This is a genomic window from Micromonospora tarapacensis (genome assembly GCF_019697375.1).
Classification (GTDB): Bacteria; Actinomycetota; Actinomycetes; order Mycobacteriales; family Micromonosporaceae; genus Micromonospora; species Micromonospora tarapacensis.
Genome location: NZ_JAHCDI010000004.1, coordinates 822,372 through 841,742, shown reverse-complemented (window position 1 = coordinate 841,742; position 19,371 = coordinate 822,372). Strand labels below are relative to the sequence as shown.

General features: G+C 68.5%; 17 protein-coding genes and 2 pseudogenes. 6 read left to right on the top strand and 13 right to left on the bottom strand.

Features of this window, described 5'->3' with window-relative positions:
- Nucleotides 1-137 precede the first annotated feature (137 nt).
- Nucleotides 138-449: a hypothetical protein gene (locus KIF24_RS32480; protein ID WP_230415442.1), complete on the top strand. Its 312-nt coding sequence runs from the start codon at nt 138-140 to the stop codon at nt 447-449.
- A gap of 122 nt (nt 450-571) precedes the next feature.
- Here the strand turns inward: KIF24_RS32480 and KIF24_RS34980 are convergent.
- The 3 genes and pseudogenes from KIF24_RS34980 to KIF24_RS09875 all read right to left on the bottom strand — a co-directional run.
- Nucleotides 572-688, bottom strand: a pseudogene (locus KIF24_RS34980) (hypothetical protein); the annotation flags it as partial.
- Nucleotides 689-789: 101 nt separating this feature from the next.
- Nucleotides 790-1,194, bottom strand: a complete 405-nt coding sequence (locus KIF24_RS09880) for a hypothetical protein (RefSeq protein WP_221083762.1) — start codon at nt 1,192-1,194, stop codon at nt 790-792.
- Between the two features lie 521 nt (nt 1,195-1,715).
- Complete coding sequence (locus KIF24_RS09875; protein WP_230415441.1) at nt 1,716-2,378, bottom strand: TetR family transcriptional regulator; 663 nt, start codon at nt 2,376-2,378, stop codon at nt 1,716-1,718.
- Between the two features lie 53 nt (nt 2,379-2,431).
- Between KIF24_RS09875 and KIF24_RS09870 the strand changes: the two genes are divergently transcribed.
- Both KIF24_RS09870 and KIF24_RS09865 read left to right on the top strand, forming a co-directional pair.
- On the top strand, nt 2,432-3,340 hold the full coding sequence (locus KIF24_RS09870) for an SDR family oxidoreductase (protein WP_221083761.1): 909 nt from the start codon (nt 2,432-2,434) through the stop codon (nt 3,338-3,340).
- 323 nt (nt 3,341-3,663) lie between these two features.
- Nucleotides 3,664-4,257, top strand: a complete 594-nt coding sequence (locus KIF24_RS09865; protein ID WP_331461064.1) for an adenylyltransferase/cytidyltransferase family protein — start codon at nt 3,664-3,666, stop codon at nt 4,255-4,257.
- 140 nt (nt 4,258-4,397) lie between these two features.
- Here the strand turns inward: KIF24_RS09865 and KIF24_RS09860 are convergent, their stop codons facing one another.
- Nucleotides 4,398-4,634, bottom strand: a complete 237-nt coding sequence (locus KIF24_RS09860) for a hypothetical protein (protein WP_221083760.1) — start codon at nt 4,632-4,634, stop codon at nt 4,398-4,400.
- A 778-nt stretch (nt 4,635-5,412) separates the two neighbouring features.
- Between KIF24_RS09860 and KIF24_RS09855 the strand changes: the two genes are divergently transcribed.
- Nucleotides 5,413-6,327 (top strand): YhjD/YihY/BrkB family envelope integrity protein, encoded by a 915-nt coding sequence (locus tag KIF24_RS09855; RefSeq protein ID WP_221083759.1) that lies wholly within the window; start codon nt 5,413-5,415, stop codon nt 6,325-6,327.
- A 270-nt stretch (nt 6,328-6,597) separates the two neighbouring features.
- On the opposite strand, the gene ltrA is transcribed toward KIF24_RS09855, so the two are convergent.
- From ltrA to KIF24_RS32470, 8 genes and pseudogenes are all read right to left on the bottom strand, one after another.
- Nucleotides 6,598-7,863 (bottom strand): group II intron reverse transcriptase/maturase, encoded by a 1,266-nt coding sequence (gene ltrA / locus KIF24_RS09850; protein WP_221083758.1) that lies wholly within the window; start codon nt 7,861-7,863, stop codon nt 6,598-6,600.
- Nucleotides 7,864-8,632: 769 nt separating this feature from the next.
- Entirely contained in the window at nt 8,633-8,890 is a 258-nt protein-coding gene (locus tag KIF24_RS09845) for a group II intron maturase-specific domain-containing protein (protein WP_269440672.1), read from the bottom strand.
- Nucleotides 8,891-9,206: 316 nt separating this feature from the next.
- Nucleotides 9,207-10,001, bottom strand: a complete 795-nt coding sequence (locus KIF24_RS09840) for an alpha/beta hydrolase (protein WP_221083756.1) — start codon at nt 9,999-10,001, stop codon at nt 9,207-9,209.
- Nucleotides 9,998-10,879 (bottom strand): annotated as a pseudogene (locus tag KIF24_RS09835) (alpha/beta fold hydrolase); the annotation flags it as partial. The gene KIF24_RS09840 and the pseudogene KIF24_RS09835, both read right to left, overlap by 4 nt.
- Complete coding sequence (locus KIF24_RS09830; RefSeq protein WP_221083754.1) at nt 10,828-11,604, bottom strand: alpha/beta fold hydrolase; 777 nt, start codon at nt 11,602-11,604, stop codon at nt 10,828-10,830. The gene KIF24_RS09830 and the pseudogene KIF24_RS09835, both read right to left, overlap by 52 nt.
- Nucleotides 11,605-11,639: 35 nt before the next feature.
- Nucleotides 11,640-12,425 carry an MBL fold metallo-hydrolase gene (locus KIF24_RS09825; protein WP_221083753.1) on the bottom strand — a complete coding sequence of 262 codons (786 nt, stop codon included), beginning with the start codon at nt 12,423-12,425 and terminating at the stop codon, nt 11,640-11,642.
- A 34-nt stretch (nt 12,426-12,459) separates the two neighbouring features.
- The gene (locus KIF24_RS33855) at nt 12,460-12,873 is read right to left on the bottom strand and encodes a helix-turn-helix transcriptional regulator (protein WP_269440671.1); all 414 of its coding nucleotides are present in this window, start codon (nt 12,871-12,873) and stop codon (nt 12,460-12,462) included.
- Nucleotides 12,874-14,189: 1,316 nt separating this feature from the next.
- Nucleotides 14,190-15,203: an ATP-binding protein gene (locus tag KIF24_RS32470; RefSeq protein WP_331461063.1), complete on the bottom strand. Its 1,014-nt coding sequence runs from the start codon at nt 15,201-15,203 to the stop codon at nt 14,190-14,192.
- Between the two features lie 102 nt (nt 15,204-15,305).
- On the opposite strand from KIF24_RS32470, the gene KIF24_RS09815 reads away from it, so the two are divergent.
- Both KIF24_RS09815 and KIF24_RS09810 read left to right on the top strand, forming a co-directional pair.
- Nucleotides 15,306-18,065, top strand: a complete 2,760-nt coding sequence (locus tag KIF24_RS09815; RefSeq protein WP_331461062.1) for a helix-turn-helix transcriptional regulator — start codon at nt 15,306-15,308, stop codon at nt 18,063-18,065.
- A gap of 186 nt (nt 18,066-18,251) precedes the next feature.
- Nucleotides 18,252-19,084, top strand: a protein-coding gene (locus KIF24_RS09810; protein ID WP_221083689.1) for an IS5 family transposase whose coding sequence is annotated in 2 segments (ribosomal slippage) — nt 18,252-18,593 and nt 18,596-19,084 — 831 coding nt in all. Because the reading frame shifts where the segments join, the coding sequence is not laid out codon by codon here.
- A 68-nt stretch (nt 19,085-19,152) separates the two neighbouring features.
- Here the strand turns inward: KIF24_RS09810 and KIF24_RS33850 are convergent.
- Complete coding sequence (locus KIF24_RS33850) at nt 19,153-19,287, bottom strand: hypothetical protein (RefSeq protein ID WP_269440606.1); 135 nt, start codon at nt 19,285-19,287, stop codon at nt 19,153-19,155.
- Between the last annotated feature and the right edge of the window lie 84 nt (nt 19,288-19,371).

The window sequence follows — 19,371 nt, the reverse complement described above, 5'->3', positions numbered from 1 at the left end:
CTACTGGAGCTTCCGCCTCGCTCATCGGTGGTGGCGGTAAGTACCGACCACCGGAATGGCTCGTTTGTGCCGATCGATGCGACGGGTGTCAATGCCCGTCGGTAGCGGCTTCACTACCGTGGGCCGAACTTCTGGCCATGTTGTGGCTCGTCCGTGTCCTCGGGTTCCTATCCGTAGGCCGCGATGCCTGGGTGGGGCCATTTCGGACGAAGGAGTCATCTGGTTTCGATGAGTTCGGCTTCGAGGTCTGCCAGGCGTTTGTCGAGGAAGCGGTTGTTGGAGCGGGCGGCTTGCAGCTTCTGCTCCAGCCCCCTGTTGTCCTCGGTGAGCTGGCGAACGCGCTGCTTGAGCGTGGTGTTCTGCTCGGCGAGGCGTTGGGCGGTGCCTTCGGCGTACTCGGCTTGCAGGTCGCGGATCTGTCCGAGGAGGATGCCGATGCGCTCCGTTGAGTGTCGATCTCGGTGTAGGTGGCCTTGAGTGCATCCTCTGCGTTGAGCGCGCGCTGGTGCCAGGAGGCTTCGACGTGCGCGTCGTGTGCTGCCTGGGTTCGGCGCCGCTGGTCGCCGTTGGAGGCGATCGCGGTGGTCACCAGTTTCTTGGCGTCGGTGTTCTGGTAGAGGAAGGTGCGAGACACGCCGGCTCGGGCCGCGACCGCGGGATAGGTGATCGGGGTCCGCTCGCGGCGCATGGTGCGCAGCGTCGTGTCGACGCGTTGCAGCTTGTCGCGGGTGCTCTGCTGGCGGGCGCGGTTGGCCGCCTGTGTCCGGACGGTTCCGGCGCCGGTCGTGATCATTGATCTTCCTTCGAGCTGCCGACGGTGACGAGGTCGGAGGTTCGGAACCCGACGCCCCAGAGCCGGTGGAAGTAGTCCTGCGGACGGCGTAAGTCGAGCGCGAGCGCGTCTTCCAGAAGGTTGAGACCAGCGAGGGCTCGTTCCAGGCCGTCGATCGCTTTGGCGGTGGGCTCGAACTGCTGGTGCAACCAGTCGGCCATCTCGTCGGTGGGCGCGCGTTCGGCGAGCGAGAACCAATGTTCGCGCTTGCGCCGCCAGTAGAGCAGGTCAGCGCCGGTCATCACGAACTTGTCGCAGCCCTCGCAGTTCAACTTCCAAGGGCAGGCGCCGCCGTCGACGACGACTTGGTAGGTGCAGATGCCGCCGTCCATGGGCGTGCTGCGGCGTCCGAGATCGATCATCAGCGCGGGCTTGTTCCGACGGCAGCGGCGTTATCCCGCTGGAGAGCAGTGTGCCGGGTTGTTCGGTTCCTGGCCCGGAGACCCAGACGGTCTGCAGCACGTCGTCGATCTCGCTGAGTGCGACCTTTAATGGTGACGTCGGATATTGGAACTGTCTGAGTGGGTGCTGGTTCCACCACTCGATGTGGCACCTGCCGGGATCGTAGGCAATCCGGCGAGGCGCAGCCGGGCGGTCAAGTGGGCCGCGGTTTGCCGGTCGGCAAGGCGAAATGCGCACTACTCAGCCGGGCGACCACCTCGCCGGGCATGGCCGGATCGTTGTAGCGCGGCCCGCAGCGACTTGTGCACGTTCCAGGTCTGTCCCGGCCGTATCCGGCTCCGCCGACATGGCGTCAGCCTAGAGAAGACGATCTGCGGCCTTGATCGATCAACATCCGCAGACTTGAGCTGAACGTGACGCTGCGTAGCGAGCGATTGGCGGCAGATCCGTGCACCCGTTCAGCAGTGTTGCCGACGTTTCGTCACGATCGTCTGGTGGGCGTCGCCGCGTTTGCGGGTGGGGCCGACGTGACCGCGTGCAGTTCGGCGGCCATCTCGGCGATGAGGTCGGTGAGGGGGGCGTCGCTGCCGGGCGCGATCCAGCGGGCGAATGCCACCCGGAAGACCGTGACGCCCGATTCGGTGGCCAGGGTGGCGGTGGTCTCGCCGACGCCCTTGGCGCGCAGGGCGGCGGCGACCGCCGCTGCTAGCGCGCCCGTCTTGCGCAGCTCGCGCTCCTGTAGCTCGGGGCTGCTCTCGATGATGGACTGGCGCACCCGAGCCAGGTCGTGGCGGTCGGCGAAGATCTCGTCGGCCACCCGGTGGAAGGCGGCGATAACCGTCTCGAAAGGGGCGGCGTCCGTCTCGGCGACCGCCTTGACCAAGGCCTCCTCCAGCAGTTCGCCGCCGCTGAAGAGTGCCTCGCGCTTGTCGCCGAAGAGCCGGTAGAACGTGCGTTTGTCGAGGCCGGCGCGGGCCGCAATGTCGGTGACGGTGGTCTGGTCGAAGCCGCGCTCGCGGAACAGCTCGAAGGCGGCCGCCTCCAAGCGGCCGCGTGCGTCCGGTTGCCAGCGTGCCATGCCGGCAATGGTATCCGATGTCACACGGCGACATCTTTCTCGGCGAAGCATGTCGCGTGGTGACATCACGGTGTACGGTGATAGCACAAGATGACATCGGTCCTTGGGAAGGAACCACGATGCGGGTATTACTCACCGGCGCCACCGGCCACCTCGGCTCCGCGGTCCTGCCGGAACTACTCTCCGCCGGGCACCAGGTCGTCGGCCTGGCCCGCTCCGACGCGTCGGCCGCCGCGATCGAGAAGCTCGGCGCCCAGGTGCGCCGCGGCGACTTGTCCGACCTCGACGTGCTGCGCGAGGAGGCGGCCGCCTCCGACGGCGTGATCCACCTCGCGTTTCGCCACGACCTCATGCTGACCGGCGACATGGCCGGCGCTGCCGAGGCCGACCTCGTCGCCCTCAAGGCACTGGCCGACGGTCTGGACGGCTCCGGCAAGCCGCTGGTCGGCACGAGCGGGACGGCCATGATCGTGATGGGCGGCGTTGTCGGCCGCCCCGGCACCGAACGGGACGTGCTCCCGGGCGGCTACCGGATCGACGCGGAGAACTTCGTGGCCGACCTCGCCTCGCGCGGCGTGCACTCCTCGGTCGTCCGGCTCGCGCCCACGGTGCACAGCTCGCTCGACCACCACGGCTTCATCACAGCCATCATTGCCGCCGCCCGCCAGAACGGGTACGCCGCATACGTCGGCGAGGGCGCCAACCGGTGGCCGGCCGTGCACACGCTCGACGCTGCCAACCTCTACCGACTCGCCCTCGAGAAGGCACCGGCCGGCTCGCGCCTGCACGGGGTCACCGACGAGGGCGTCCCGTTCGCCGACATCGCCGCCGCCGTCGGCCGCAACCTGGGCATCCCGGTCCGGAGCATCAGCCCCGAGGAGGCGGGCGACTACTTCGGCTTCCTCGGCGCGTTCGCGCAGATGGACAACCCCACATCAGCCGTGATCACCCGCGAACTGCTCGGCTGGACCCCGACCCACCCCGGCCTCATCGCCGACCTGGACGGGGGGCACTACTTCCAGGTATGAACCACAAGCGACGGCCCGAGACTGCTCCCGGGCCGCCGCTTCGGTTTATCGAGCACTCGGGACGAGCCCAGCTGCTCGGCTTCACCAGCTGTCACTCAATCCGAACGCCGAAATCGACCAAGATGCGTGCACTCAATTCGGCAGGACCGGACATCGACCAGAACCTGAGGCCGCCCACGGAGCGTGACGGCTCCGACTGGCGGCGGCGTGCACCGTCGGCGGCAGATCAGGACGTCGGCGGTGGTCGGTAGTGACGACAATGCTTAAAGTCGGGTCGGCACATGTAAGGCTGGGATGATCGTGGCCATGTGGTTGGAGTCGCGGTGACGGCTACATCGGATCGCGGGGCGGCGCCGGTACACGGTTCGTTGGCGGTCTATCCCGGCACGTTCGATCCGTTCACCTCGGGGCACCGCGACCTGGTGGCCCGTGCTCGGGTGATGTTCGACCGGGTCATCGTGTCGCTGGCGGTGAACGCGAACAAGCGACCAACCGCCGAGGCCGAGACAAGGGCCGTACTCGTGGGCGACGCCATGCCGGCAGCCTGGGGCAATGTCGAGGTGGACACCTGGACCGGCCTGACCACTGCCTACTGCCTACGCCGCGGCGCCACGGTCATCGTCCGCGGCGTGCGTACGGCCGAGAACCTTCGGTACGACGATGAACGAACAACTCGGCATTCAGACGGTCTGGTTGCCGTCCCGTCCGCAGCTTGCCGCCACTTCGTCCACGGTCGCACGCGCATACCGCTTGGCACAGTCGGCCCGTCGGTCGCATCACGCTGCAGAGTGACGCCCAGCAGTAGCGGAACGGCGGCAACGCTCTCCGGCAGATTCGGTCATCTTCGTGTCCGCCATATGGTCCACAGTGCCATGTCGGGGCCTGGTAGCAACAAGCGCAAAGGGGGGCCGCGATGAGCGCGAGACCGCGCTCATCGCGGCCAGATGAGGATGCCTAGTCCGGGTAGCACGACAACGGGTCGATGATCATCGTCTTGTTTGGAGCATCAGCAAATAGCCAGCCCGTCATCCGGTCGTCAGGCATCAGTGCCGACCAGTTAATCTCTTCGCGCGATCGTGCGGCTGCGTCGACAAGCAGGACGAACTTCCAGGGCTCCTGCCCGCTCGGCCCGCACCCAGGCACGGCCCCGGATACACGGCTCCTCGCGCAGCAGGTCGTACTGTTCAGCGACAAGGCCGTCGCACCAGTTCCAGCGGAGCTGCCTGTCCTCGAAACCTTGAAGCTCTCCGCAGATGCGGGACTCCAGCCGCATCCAGAAGTCGTCCTCTTCCATAAACCTCCTCCGCCGACTGCACATCGCTGACCGCTCATCATGATCCCCTGGACTGGACGGCCGCAATGACCTCGGCGCGGAGGGACGCTCGCCCTATGGCAGCCGTCCACGCTGCATGACGCGCTGTCGGCGGCAGATCAGGACGCTAACTTCTTGAGCGGACGATCGCGGGCTCGACATCGCAGCGCGACCATTAGCCCATGGACAGTGCCAGGCGTAAGGCCCTCACTCCGTCGCGGACCCTGGCGACGGCCTTCCTGGCGCTCCTCGCGGTGGTAGCCGGAACGACGGCATATCCGCACCTCGCCGCAGCCGGGGTGTCTCCGGTCATGTTGACCGTGCTCCGTGCGGCGATCGGCTTCTGCATCATCGCCGTCGTTGGGTTGCCTGCTCCGCCGCCTACTCGCGCTTCAAGGCTCCGTTGACCGCTGGCAGCCGCATCCATGGACTCTTCTGCATGCCATCCATAGATCCGTTATCAAACGATATAAGCGATCTTGGACGGCTGTCACGAGCGCTGGGATGTGTTGCCATCCCCTACCAGTACGTAAGGAGCCCAGCTGAGGCCGGGCCGACGCCCTCGGTCGCGGTGCGGTCGAGACCATGACGCACCCCAGCAGCTCAAGCAGCCACCCCCTGAGCCGGCACGAACCAACGACAGCATGAGCAGCCGATCGCCACCCCGGCTGGTTGCCTATCGCCGGTGACATTCTAGCTCCGTCAGGGTGGACTCGCTCAAACTCCGAGGCCGGCCGTGTCCGTGCGCGATGATACGGGAGTGGGGATCAACAGCCGGTTGAAGGATCGGTTTTCTCGGACACTCGCCGGTGCCCGCCAGCGGTTGATGGTGGTCAATCACACGTGGCGAGCAGTCCAAAGGTTCACCGATGTGCTCGGCGGCCGGCTCGCCGGTGCCGTCTCATATTTTGGGTTCTTTGCCACCTACGCACTGGGCGTGCTCGCGTATTCGATCGTTGGGCGTCTATTGGATCCGGACGAAGCGGGTGTGCTACGGGCGGCAAACCAGTACCTGGAGTCGAATCTGCCCTGGATCGCGCCGATCGCGAACGAGGTCCGCCGCGGCGACGTGACCGTGCTCGCGGGCGCCGCCCTGCTGCTGGCCGGGATCGGCTGGGTAGAGGCGTTACGCTCCTCGCTGCGCGCGGTATGGCTGCTCGACCAACAGCCAGGCAACTGGCTCCTGCGCCGGCTGGTCGACCTCGGCGCGCTCGTCGGGCTGGGACTACTGTTCGCCGGATCACTCGCCACCACCGCATTGATTAACACGCTCACGCAAAGTCTGACACCTGGCTCCCGCACCGTCGTGGCGGTGTGCAGCCACCTGCTCGAGCTGCTCGTCAACCTGGTTCTCGCCACCGCGGTGCTCACCGCACTGTCCAGGATCCGGATGAGCCTGCGCCGGCTGCTTCCGGCGGCCCTTGTCACCGCCCTCGGCATCCAACTGCTTAACACGGTCGGACGCCTGCTCATCGCTCGTACCGAGAACCGGCCCGCCTTCACAGCGGTGGTCGGGCCTGTGGGCCTGCTCACCTACCTCTACCTGCTCAACCAGATCCTCCTCTTCGGCGCAGCGCTCGCCGCGACCGCACGCTCCGGCACGGCCATAGACCTGGGCCGCGGCGTCGCCGGCATCCACCCACGCGGCAAACCCATCGCCCGCCATCCCGACTGAACCCGCAGACACTAGTGGTGGCTCGGTCGATGCGCCAGCCGCAGCCCGCCTTGCCGCCGATGTACAGGATGGCCGCGTCGGACCCCGGGGCGAGCGCCATCTTCGATGGGAAGGCGTAGATGTAACGGCGGTCGCTTCCCTTCTGCCGGTCTCTCCGGATGCGGAACCCGAGAAAGTTTGAAGCCCTCGTCGATGTGTCGGGTAGCCCGAGGGAATCTCACCCTCGGGCTCCCACAGAACGGAGCGTGACGGTCTCCCGTCACTCCGCTCTTACCACCCAGCCGGATGGAAACGGTGAGTCCACTCCCAGTGCGCGAAGAGGACGGGGTCACGTTGCGTAACCGCTTTCCACCACGCCTTGAGGCGCTTGAACCCACGCAACCGCCTGTACTTCTTGCGCGCCCACCGCATCAGGTAGGTGTTGATGCGTTTGAGAAGCGGGTCCATTTCGGTCCGGTAGAACCGGCCCCAGTAGGTCATCCAACCTCGCACGATCGGGTTGATCGCCTCCGCGAGGTCGTCCAGAGTGTCGTTTGGTCGCCGGTGCAGCCGCCAGCGGCGGACTTCCCGGCCCTTCTCGGTCAGCTTCTCCCGGCTCATCGCAGGCTGGAACGAGGTGAACCGCACCTGCCTCCGCGTGTTCCGCGCTCGCCGGGGTTGGAAGGTGTAGCCCAAGAACGTAAACGAGACGGCATCGTGCTCGTCCCGCCGGTTGCTGTCCTTGCAATAGACTATTCGGGTCTTGTCCGGGTGCAGTCGCAACCCGATCTCCACCATCCGCTGATCAATTGCGGCCCGCAGCATTTCCGCTTGCTGGCGGGTCGCGCAGTGCACCACCGCATCATCCACATATCTTTCGAACCGGACAGCCGGAAACGTGCGGGCCATCCACAGGTCGAATCCGTAGTGGAGGAAGAGGTTGGCCAGCACGGGCGAAACGGCCGAACCCTGCGGGGTTCCTCTGTCTCGCTCGTGCAGGGAACCGTCGGGATGCTGTATCGGCGCAACGAGCCACCTTTTCACATACAGCACCACCCACGGTTGGTCGGTGTTGGCCTCTACCGCCTTGACCATCAGCGAGTGATCGACACTGTCGAAGAACTTTTGGATGTCCAAATCGACCACCCAATCGTATTCCCAGCAGCGTTTCCGGCACGTGCCTACCGCGTCCAACGCGGAGCGCCGTGGCCGATAGCCGAACGAGTCCCGGTGGAACATCGGTTCCACCCGTTTCTCCAACTCGATGGCAACCACCGTTTGCGCAATCCGATCAGCCACAGTCGGCACGCCCAAAATTCTTACCCCGCCATGCGACTTCGGCATCTCCACCGCCTTCACCGGGGGTGGGAAGTAGCTACCCGAAGACATCCTATTCCAGATCCGGTACAGATTATTCTCCAGATCGGCTTCGAACTCTTCTATCGAGCACCCATCCACACCCGGCGCACCCTGGTTGGCCTTGACTCTCAGGTACGCTTCCCAGACGAGCCGCTTCGAGATGACAAACGGCTTTCCCGGCGACTTCAGCTCGCCCACTCGATCCCTCCCAGAATCTTCTGGTTGCCCGAACGAACTCACCCCGGATGGTCCGGCCCCTTCGCTCCCCCTCCATTACAGAGGGTTCCTCACTACTATGAGCCGGTCCGAATGCCAACCCCGCGACAGTACTCAACGCCTTACGGTTTCTGCCGCTTGGCGCACTCCCTCTCGCCGCCGCTCCCCAGCGGCGGCAGTGTCGGGGCTGGCCTTCCCACGTTCCACGTGAAAGCAGCAAACCGGGCTCGCGTCGCCTACATGCCGGGCACCGCCTGGCCAGTAACCGGGTATCCGCCAGACTCATCCTGGAACCTCGTGCACGCTCCAGTTCTGATGCCATCTAAAACTAATTTCGACACTTCAATAGCGATTCGCTTACGCTCGCCTTCCCGATTCCCACCTGACACCTCTCACGGCGCCTTTTCCTCATCGCTCACCACGCCGGTCTTCAGCCAACGCAGCATGAGGCGGTTTGACACCACCCCCCGAAGGGCGATGCCGAAGGGCCACAATCCTTCATCTTCCACGCAGCAGCACATCGATCGAGGTCTCCTACCTACATCCCAACCTCTCCCTCTGCGCGCGTGGCACACGCACGATCTTCGTCTTGTCCGGTGCCAGCCGGAGCCGGACCGGGGCGAGGACCGCCGCCACCTGTTCCCACAGGCTTTCGGCCTGTTCCCTCGTTCCGGACACCATGACGACGAGGAGAGTCGGCGGGGGGAATCGCACCCCCGCCGCTCATAGAACCGTGCTTAAACCTCTCGGCTTACACGGCTCCCATCGTCCAGCCGCCGGGTTTGAGGCCGAACCGCCAGTGGGCGAACAGTCGTGGGGATCGCCGTGAGGCTTCCGCCATCAACTCCCCCGCCCGCTTCTCGCGTCGGCGCAACCGTTTGTATTTCCGCATGGCCCAACGCACCAGATGATCATTGATGCGCCGCAGGAGGGGATACAACATGGACTTGCAGAAGCGCCCGTAATAGTTGATCCAACCCTGCACGATGCTGTTGAACATCAGTGCCAGGTCCTTGAGGACTTGTCACTGCTCCTCAGACGAGCACTCTACGACTTTGCCCTGCCCGTGGCCCAAACACCCCACCCGCTGACTTTGCCGTGCCCCTGCCACGGCGCAGACACGTGAAACCCGATCGCGCACACGCGTTTCTGGGGGGTTTTCGGGGGGCGATTCAAACAACATAGACAAACATAAGGCCCCGATCGAGATTTCTCCTGGTCGGGGCCTTCCCCTGAGCCGCCTCCGAGAATCGAACTCGGGACCTACGCATGATCCTCGGCTCCCTGGGCCGGCAGGAGACGACGCCGGCCCAGGATGCGACCCGTCAGCGAGCGTGGTGCAACGCCCAGTCGAGTGCCTTGTCGGCGACCTCTTCCCAGCCCGGTTCGGCACAGGTCCAGTGGGACCGGCCGGCGAACTCGTAATAGTCGGTGATCGTGTCCGGCGCCTTGTAGTGCTCGGCGTTGGATCTGTTAACCGACGGCGGCATGATGTGGTCCGCGCCGCCGGCGATGAACAGCAGCGGCGCCCGGGCGTTGTTGTGGTAGTCGACCCAGGTCTCCTGCTTGCCGGGTTTGAAGTTGGCGATCAGGCCGTAGGCCCATACCCAGCTGCCCGGCGCGGGGATCGCGTACCGGTCGTAGGCCTCCCGGGCCTGCTCCTCGGAGAGGGTGTTGGTGAACGCGTAGTGCCACTGCTCGGGGGTGAAGCCGGCCGCCTGGTGGCGCTTCGCCGGATTGTTCAAGATCGGGAACAGGGATTTGATCTGCGACGGCGGGGTGACCCGGACACCTTCCGGCGGCGCCGAGTCGATTACCACGCCGGCCGCGCCGTGGCCCCGGTCGAGCAGCAGCTGGGTGAGCGTGCCGCCGAAGGAGTGCCCGATCAGGATCGGCTTCTCCGGCAGTGCGGTGATGATCTCCTCCAGGTGGGCGAGGGTCTCGGGGACGGTCACAGCGGCGATCGGGGCCGGGTCGGCGCGTAGCGCCTCCACCTCGACGTCGAAGCCGGGGTACGCGGGCGCGATCACCGTGTGGCCCTTGGCCTTGAGGTACGGGATCCACTGTTCCCAGCTGCGCGGGGTGACCCACAGTCCGTGGATCAGGACGATCGTGCTCATGCGCGGTACTCCTCGAGGAACGTGAGCAGGTCGTTGCCGAGCTGCTCCTTGTGGGTGTCGGTGATACCGTGCGGCGCGCCCGGGTAGACGAGCAGCCGGGCGTCCTTGACCAGGTCGGCGGAGGTTTTGCCGCCGACCTCGAACGGCACCACCTGGTCGTCGTCGCCGTGGATGACGAGCGTCGGCACGTCGAAGGCGGCGAGGTCGTCGCGGAAGTCGGTGGCCGAGAACGCCGCGATGGACTCGTAGGCGTTGCGGTGCCCGGCCGCCATGCTCTGCAGCCAGAACGCGTCGCGGATACCCTGGGAGATCTGTACGCTGTCGCGGTTGTTGCCGAAGAACGGGCCGTCGGCGAGGTCCTTATACAACTGCGAACGGTCGGCCGCCGAGCCGGCGCGCAGGCCGTCGAAGACGTCGATCGGCACACCGTGCGGGTTGTCGTCGCGGCGCACCATGAGCGGCGGCACCGCGGAGACGAGGACCGCTTGCGCGACCCGGGCGCTCCCGTGCCGCCCGAGATAGCGGGTGACCTCGCCGCCGCCGGTGGAGAACCCGACCAGGGTGACCTCGGTCAGCTCGAGGTGCTCGATCAGGGCCGCGAGGTCGTCCGCGTAGGTGTCCATCTCGTTGCCGTGCCAGGTCTGGGTGGACCTGCCATGCCCCCGGCGGTCGTGGGCGATGACCCGGTAGCCGTGGCCGGCCAGGAAGAGCGCCTGGGCCTCCCAGCTGTCGGAGTTGAGCGGCCAGCCGTGGCTGAGCACGACCGGGCGTCCCGCGCCCCAGTCTTTGTAGAAGATGGACGCGCCGTCGGTGGTGGTCACGTATCTCATCGGGCTGCCTTCCGGATGAGGGCCGCGGTCGCGCGCGGCTGGGACATCATGGCGACGTGCGAGGAGTTCACCTCGACGCTGCGGGCACCGGCCCGGGCGGCCATGAATCGCTGCACGGTGGCCGGGATCAGGTTGTCGTGGCGGGCGATCAGGAAGTGCGAGGGAATCGTCTTCCAGGCGGGCGCACCGGACGGCTCGCCCAGGGTGGTGGTGTCGCCGGGCCGCTGGGTGACGGCCATCAGGTCGGTGACGTGGCGGGGCAGGTCGGCGGCGAACACCTCGCGGAAGGCCTCCGGCTTGACGTATCCGTCGTAGCCGCCGGGGTGCGGCCGGAAGTCCAGGGAACTCTCGTCGAGCTTGGTGCCGGGGTACTTGACCTGCAGGTCGTGCAGGGTCTCCCCTTCGTCAGGGGCGAACGCGGCGACGTACACCAGGGCTTTGACGTGGGGGTTGTCCCGGGCGGCGTTGGTGATGACCATGCCGCCGTAGGAGTGGCCGGCCAGGATCAGCGGCCCGGTCAGGGTCGCCAGGACGCTCGAGAGATAGGCGGAGTCGGCGGACACGCTGCGCAGCGGATTGGCCGGGGCGATCACCCGGTAGCCATCGTGCAACAGGATTCGGGCGACGTCGTTCCAGCCGGAGGCGTCCGCGAACGCGCCGTGCACCAGCACGACGGTCGGCTTGCTGCGGGTGGACGCGGTGGCCGGTGATCCGATCAGGGTGCCGGCCGCGATGGCCGCTGAGCCGGCGATGAGGTTACGTCGAGTTGGCATGCCACCACGCTGGTCGATCCGGGGCCGCCCGGGCATCAGTCCACTGACTGTCGTGTCAGCGGCAGCCAGTGCAGTCGCTCGCCGAGCCCGTCCGGGGCGGTGGCGAAGGCCCGCTCGATCGCCTGCCGTCCCTGGCTGAAGTGCGACCATCCCTCGTAGTGCACCGGGATGATGGTGCGGGGCCGAACCAGGCGGCAGAGCTCGACGGCTTCGGCCGCGGTGAGGCTGTAGTGCAGCCGGCCGGTGATCGGGAACCGGACCGCGCCCAGGTGCAGCAACACCGTGTCGACGGTGAGCCGGCGCGGCACGTCGCGCACCGCCGGGTAGAGGACGGTGTCGCCGGTGACCCAGAGGGCGCCGTGCTCCTGCCCGGGCCAGTGCAGGGCGAAGCCGATCACCTGGCCGGCGATCGGCCTGCTCAGCGCCGGTCCGTGCCGGCACGGCGTCGCAATGACGGTGATGGCCGGCCGATCCGGGTCCCGCAGGACGGTCTTCTCCCAGGCCTGCAACCCCTGCGCCGGGTCGCCGAGCCGGCGGGCTCCGGCGCGGGTGGTGATCACGACGGGTGTCCGGGCGATCAGTTCCCGGCCGCGATTGTCGAGGTTGTCGGCGTGGTGGTCGTGGCTCAGCAGGATGACGTCCACCGGGCCGACCTGTTCCGGTGACAGCGCCGGCCCGGTGGTCTTGCGGGAGCCGGTGCCCCAGCCGAACGAGTACCGACGGCCCGGCGGGTCGAAGGTGGGGTCGGTGAGGATCCGCCAGCCGGCCACTTCGATCAGCGTCGTCGGTCCACCGATATGCGTAACTCGTACGTCTTTCATGCCCCGACCATCTCCGGCGCCCGGCGGGGACGCATCAGTCAGCTGACTGCGGCAGCGTCTCCAGAGCCGTGCGCAGCTGGCCGCGGGCGCTGATGCCGAGCTTCGGGAAGATGCGGTACAGGTGGGAGCTGACCGTGCGGTGCGACATGAACAAGCGCTGCCCGATCTCCCGGTTCGTCAGGCCGGCCGCGGCCAGCATCGCGGTCTGCAGCTCCTGCGCGGTCAGCCGCTCGCCGGACGGGGTCTCCCGGCCGGCGCTCTCCTCGCCGGCGGCCCGGAGCTCCTCACGGGCGAGGCGGCCCCAGGCGGCAGCGCCGAGCGCGTCGAAGCCGTCGCGAGCGGCGCGTAACGGCGGGCGGGACTCCAGGATGCGGCGGCGGCGGCGCAGCCACGAACCGTGGGCGAGCTGGAGCCGCGCCCGGTGCACCGGCCACGCCGCGAGGTCCATCGCGAAAGCCTTCTCGTACGCCCGCTCGGTGTCGTCCTCCGGCGCGAGGACGGCTTGGGCGTACGCCAGGGAGCGCCGCAGCATAGGTGAGGGCAGCCGGTCCGCCCGCCGCCGGGATCGGGCGAGGATCTCGCGTACTTCCTGGTGGCGGCCGGAGCGTGCGGCGGCGTCGGCCAGATCGGGCAGTGCCCAGCCGCACATGTCCGGGTGGAAGGTGTCGTCCTGAGGGTCGAAGACCCGCAGGAGCAGGTCGAACGCCTGGTCGTGGCGCCCGGCGGCGTTCGCGGCCATCCCGCGGGCGTGCTGGGCGGCCTGGGAGACGAACCGCACGCCGGCCACCAGCGGGCTGGCCAGCACCGAGTCGGCCAGCCGGGACGCGGCCTGATGGTTGCCGCACATCGCTTCGAGTAGGGCCTGGGCGGCGCGGGCCGCGACGATCCAGAAGTAGTCGCCGGTCTCCTCGGCCAGGGCCTCGGCCTCTTCCAGGTCGGCGCGGATCGCGGGCCATCCGCCGAGCCACAACCGGATGAAGGCGGTCGAGGACAGGTTGCGGGCCAGCAGCGCGGCGCGGCCCTGTGCCCGGTAGCCGGCCGAGGCGGTGCCCATGAACGAGGACGCGGTGACGAAGTCGCCGAGGATTAGGGCGGCCCCGCCGAGGAACCGCATGCCGTCGGTGTCGCTGCGGTCGGGCACCAGCGACGGCAGCTGCCGCAGGACGGCGGGCCCGTGCACGTCGGGCTGGGCGTACGCGGCGATGGCCAGCGCGGCCGGTTCGTCGGCTGCCAGGCCGAGCTTGCCGAGCACGGCGACGATCCGTTCGCCGTCGTCGACCGGCAGGCCTGCCCACCACGAGCGGGATGCGGCCCGCCAGCAGAGCATCGCGGCCAGGCCAGTGTCCCCGGTGGCCCGGGCGTTGAGGGCCATGTCGCAGAGCAGGGTGATGCGGTCGGTGTCGCGGACGTCGCCGGGCTCCACGATGTCGCGGACGAGGGCCAGCCGGGCCTGGTCCGCGGCGTTGCCCTGCGCCGGGTGGGCCTTGGCGACAAGCCGGACCGCGATCTGCCGGTCGTGCAGTTGCGAGGCCAGTTCCGCGGCGCGCAGCAGCAGCGAGGAACGCCGGCCGGCGTCGGCCGTCAGGTCCGAGGCCCGGTCCAGGTCGGTGACGGCGACGCCGAGCGCGCCGCGTTCCCATGCGCGGCCGGCAGCGGCCTCCAGTTCGTCGCAGACCTCCTCGTCCGGGCCGAGGGTGGCCGCGCTGCGGTGCCAGACCCGGCGGTCGGGGTCGGCCAGGCGATCGGCGAGCACGGCGTGGATGGTCAGCCTGGAGAAGTCGTCCATCGCGGCGTACACCGCGGACCGGACCAGCGGGTGCCGGAACCGCAGCCGCCGGTCGTGGATCTGGACCAGGCCGGCGTCGATGGCCGGCTGGATCTGCCCGGCCACGGGGCCGTCCCGGTCAGCGCCTGCGCGGCCGCCAGCAGGTCCGGCAGCGGGCATCCGGCGTCGGCAGAGAAGGCCGCCACGATCGCGCGGGTCGGTTCCGGAAGCTGGGCGAACCGGTCGGCGAATGCCGATTCCAGCCGCTCGTTGACCGGCAGCAGCTCCGGCACCTCCGTACCGGGGACCAGCAGGCGCGGCAGCTCCACCAGGGCCAGGGGGTTTCCGGCGGCCTCGGCCAGGACCCGCTCGCGCAGGCTCGGCGTGAGGTCGGGCGCATGGTCGGCGAGCACCCGCTCGGCGGTGGTGTCGTCGAGCTCGCCGAGCCGTAGCTGTCCGAGGCCGGTGCCGGAGAGCACACCGGTGTGCTGGGACCGGACCGTCATCACCGCGGCGATCGGTTCGACGGTCAGCCGCCGGGCCACGAACACCAGGACGGCCAGGGTTTCCGGGTCGAGCCAGTGTGCGTCGTCGGCGACGATCAGCAGCGGTCTGCGAGCGGCCTGGTCGCCGAGCAGTTCGAGGACGGCCAGGCCGACGGTGAACAGGTCCGGGCGGATGTCCTCGAGCCCGAACGCGCCGCGCAGGGTGCGCTGCAGGGCCGGGGTCAGTGCGGGCAGGTTGCTCAGCAGCGGGGCGAGCAGCTGGTGCAGCCCGGCGAACGGCAGCGCCGCCTCGGCCTCCGCGCCGTTCGCGGCAAGCACGAGCATCCCGGCCTCGGCGGCTGCCTGGCGGGCCACGGTGAGCAGCATCGTCTTGCCGATGCCCGGGTGCCCGCGGATCACCAGGGCGGCGCCGCGCCGGGTCTGGGCACCGGCCAGGAGACCGGCGATGATGGCCTGCTCGTCGTCCCGGCCGTGCATGACATGCCGGGCGGTGTCCAACTCGATCACACCGTCAGGGTAGGTACGGCGTGCCGGGCATCGCGTCCATGCCGTCGCGTAGGCGTGACGGCGAACCTCGTAGTCGTCGCGCCGTTCACGTAGTCTGCTGCCGTGCTGCTGGGACGCGACACCGAACGAGCTGCGCTGGACGCCCTGGTGGCACAGGTCCGCGGCGGGATGAGCCAGGTGCTGGTGCTGCGCGGCGAGGCCGGCATCGGTAAGACGGCGCTGCTCGACGCGGTCGCCGGGGCAGCGGACGGACTGCGGGTGCTGGGGGTGGCGGGCGTCGAGGCGGAAGCCGGCTTCTCCTTCGCGGCCCTGCATCGCCTGCTCGTCCCGTACCTCCAGGATCTTGATGGTCTGCCGCCGATGCAGCGCGAAGCGCTGTCGGTGGCCGTCGGCCTAACCGACGGCCCGGCGCCGGACCGCTTCCTGGTCAGCCTCGCGGCGCTGTCGTTGCTGGCCGGCATCACCGTCCACGGCCCGGTGCTGTGCTGTGTGGACGACACCCAGTGGCTGGACCGGGAATCGCTGAACGTGCTCGCGTTCGTCGCACGCCGGGTGTACGCCGAGGGCATCGGCCTGGTTCTCACCGTCCGCGCCGGCACCGAGGACGTCGCCGTCCTGGAAGGACTTCCGACGCTGCCGATCGAAGGACTGCCGCAGGCGGACGCCCTGGCCCTGCTGCGCTCGGTGGTCGGCGGCGTGCTCGACCCGAAGGTGGCCGCGCGGATCGTCACGGTCACCCGGGGCAATCCCCTGGCTATCACCGACCTGTCCGCGTCCCTGACCGAGAACCAGCTGTCCGGGGCGCTGCTGCTGCCGGAGCCGTTGCCGGTCGGCAGCCGGCTCGAGGCCCACTATCTGAATCAGGTGCGCCGTTTCGCCGCGCCGACCCGGCGCTGGTTGTTGATCGCGGCCGCCGAGCCCCAGGGCGACGTCGGATACGTGACAGCGGCCGCCGCCGAGCTGGGCGTCTCCCCCGAGGCCGCCGACGAGGCGGAGCGGGCCCGGCTGGTGTTCCCCGGCCGTGAGATCCGGTTCCGGCACCCCCTCGTGCGCTCGGCCGTGTACGGGGGCGCGACGAGCTCTGAACGGCGGCAGGTGCACCATGCGCTGGCCCGGGCGACCACCCGTACCTCGGACGCCGACCGGCGGGCGTGGCACCGGGCGACGGCGGCGCTGCAACCGGACGAGGACGTCGCCGCCGACCTGGTCACGGCAGCGGGACGGGCCGCCGGCCGGGGTGGCTACGCCGCTCGCGCCACGTTCCTCGCCCGGGCCGCCGAACTGACTCCCGACGAGCGGGAGCGGGCCGGGCGGTTGCTCGCCGCCGCCGATGCCGCGTACACCTCCGGCGCTCCGGCGCAGGCGCAAGTGCTGCTGGACGCGATCGACCCCGTTCTGCTCGACCCGACCGGGCAGGGCAACCGGTTGATGCTGCGGGCCAGGACGTTCATCGCCCTCGGCGGCGAACGCGGGATGGCGCAGGTCCCAGCGACCTGCCTGGCGGCGTACCAGGAGTTCCGCGCCGTCGATCCGGCACTGGGGCGGGGCGCGTTGCTCGCTGCGTTCGACGCCGCGCTGACCGCGGAGTACCTCACCGAGGGCACCGGGTTGCGGGAGATCTCCGAAGTGGTGCTGGACCACGCGGCACCCGGCGGGACGCTCACCGAGTCGTTGCTCGCCGGGATCGCGACGATGACCGTGCGGGGCTACGCGGACGCGGTTCCGATCATCCGCCGTTCGACGGCCCGGGTCGCCGCCGGGGAGCTGCCCGACGCCGAAGTGCTCACGCACTACGTCACGGCGGTCACCGCCTGCACCCGGATCTGGGACGACCGGACCCGGGAGTCGATCCTGCACCGGGCGGCGGGCGTGGCGCGCAGCACCGGTGCGCTGCAGATACTGGAGACGTCGCTCTACGCGCTGGCGACGCACGAGACCACGCTCGGACGTTTGGACGCCGCGGACGAGTTGCTGCTGGAGGTTCACGAGCTGCGCAGCGCGGTGGCCAGCACGCCGTACATGTGGGACGTGTACCGCAGCCCGGAACAGGTCGGCTGGCGGGCACCCGGCGACGCGCGCGAACGCATCGAGCGGGTGTACGAGGCGGGGATCCGGCTCGGGTTGGGGTCCAGTGTCGGCCTCTCCCGGGCCGGGCTAACCGTGCTTGAGCTGGCACTGGGTAACTACGGGGCGGCGTCCGCGGTCGCCACCGAACTGATCGAGTCCGACTACGCACGCGCGTACACCCGGGCGCTGCCCGATCTGGTCGAGGCGGCGGTTCACTCCGGCGACCGGGTGGCAGGCGCGCAGGCCCTGGAGATGGTCACCGAGCGGGCGACGGCCAGCGGTACCCCGTGGGCGCTGGGTCTGCTGCACCGGTCCCGGGCGCTGCTGGCGCCCGCTTCGTCGGCGGAGGACGCCTTCCGGTCGGCGATCACGACCCTGGGCCGGACCGCCGCAGTTGGCGATCTGGCCCGCGCACATCTGCTCTACGGCGAGTGGTTGCGGCGGCAGCGCCGGCGGAGGGACGCCCGAGGCACGCTGCGGACGGCGCTGACGATGTTCGAGGACATTGGGGCGCCTGCGTTCGCCGAGCGGGCACGCCAGGAGTTGATGGCGACCGGCGAGACCGCCCGCAGGCGCAGTCCCGAGACCGCCGGCGACCTCACACCGCAGGAGGCGGCGATCGCCGCGCTGGCCCGCGACGGCCTGACCAATCCACAAATCGCCGAGCGGCTGTTCATCAGCGCCAGCACGGTCGACTACCACCTGCGGAAGGTGTTCCGGAAACTCGGCGTGGAGTCCCGGCGCCAGCTCGGCCGGGTGCTGACCACAGCGCCGTCGGGAAGAATGCGGCGATGAGCGACGAACTGGCCGCTGAGGACCTTGAATTCCTTGCCCGCCCGCTGTATGCCTCCCATTTCAAGACGTGTCGATCCCGGCACCTCGAGACCTCGACGCTGCGCCATCTACCCATACCTTCCGGCAGACGCTAAGACCGCATCTCATTTGGGCGTGTTGTGATGCAACATCATCCGTTGTGCGGGTGTGAGTGACGTTGAGAAGTACTGCCCGGAGTCGTTGTGGCGTCTCGCGGAGCCGCTGTTGCCGGAGCATCCGAAACGGCATCAGGGCGGTGGTGGGCGGCGTGTCGACGATCGGGTCGCTCTCGCGGCGATCGTGTACGTCCTGGGGACCGGTTGTGCATGGGACGGGCTACCAGAGTCGTTTCCGATATCCCGGGCGACGGCGCATCGCCGGTTCACCGAGTGGGTGGTCGTGGGAGTGATGGAGGCGTTGCACCAAGCGATGTTGGACGTGCTGGGCGCGGCCGGGCAGATCGACTGGTGCCGGGCGAGTGTGGACGCGATGCATGTGCGGGCGGTCAAAGGGGGAATCTGACCGGGCCGAGCCCGGTAGACCGGGGCAAGCCCGGCTCCAAGATCCACGCCATGAGTGACCGTGGCGGGTTGCCGCTGACCGTGGAGGTGTCCGCGGCCAACGTCAACGATCACATCGTTCTGGCAGATGTCATCGATGGTGTCCGGCCGGTGTGTCAGCCGGTCGGTCGGCCCCGCAAACGTCCCGGGAAACTGCATGGTGACAAGGGGTACGACTACCTTTCCTGCCGCAAGATCCCGGCCCGGCGCGGTATCACCGCCCGGATCGCACGTAAGGACGTCGAGTCATCGACACGCCTCGGCCGGCATCGCTACGTTGTTGAACGCTGCCTGGAGCGGGTCACCCGGTTCCGTCGGCTAGCCCGCCGCTACGAACGCAAGGCCTCCCACGACACCGGATTCCTGCGCCTGGCCTGCGCTCTGATCTGTTACCGGCGAGCCAACCGGCTCAACCTGTTGAACAGCAACAACCCCAAATGAGATGCGGTCTAAGTGGTCCGCGCTGGAAGTCCTTCGGGGGTTGACGGTTCGGAGCTCGGATGCGGGCGTCAGGTGATGGGTGCGGCGAGCAGGTCGCAGACGAAGTCGAGGGCTTCTCCGGTTGTGCCGCTGAACCAGATCTGGCTCTCCTTATGCCGCTGGGCCGTCGCGGAGTACGCCGCGCACGGTGTCGAGCCGTACACCCGGTTCGAACTCCGGCGGCCCGATCGGGATGGTCCACACTGAGGATGAGCCCGGTCCCGCCGAACATCGACTGACAGACCACA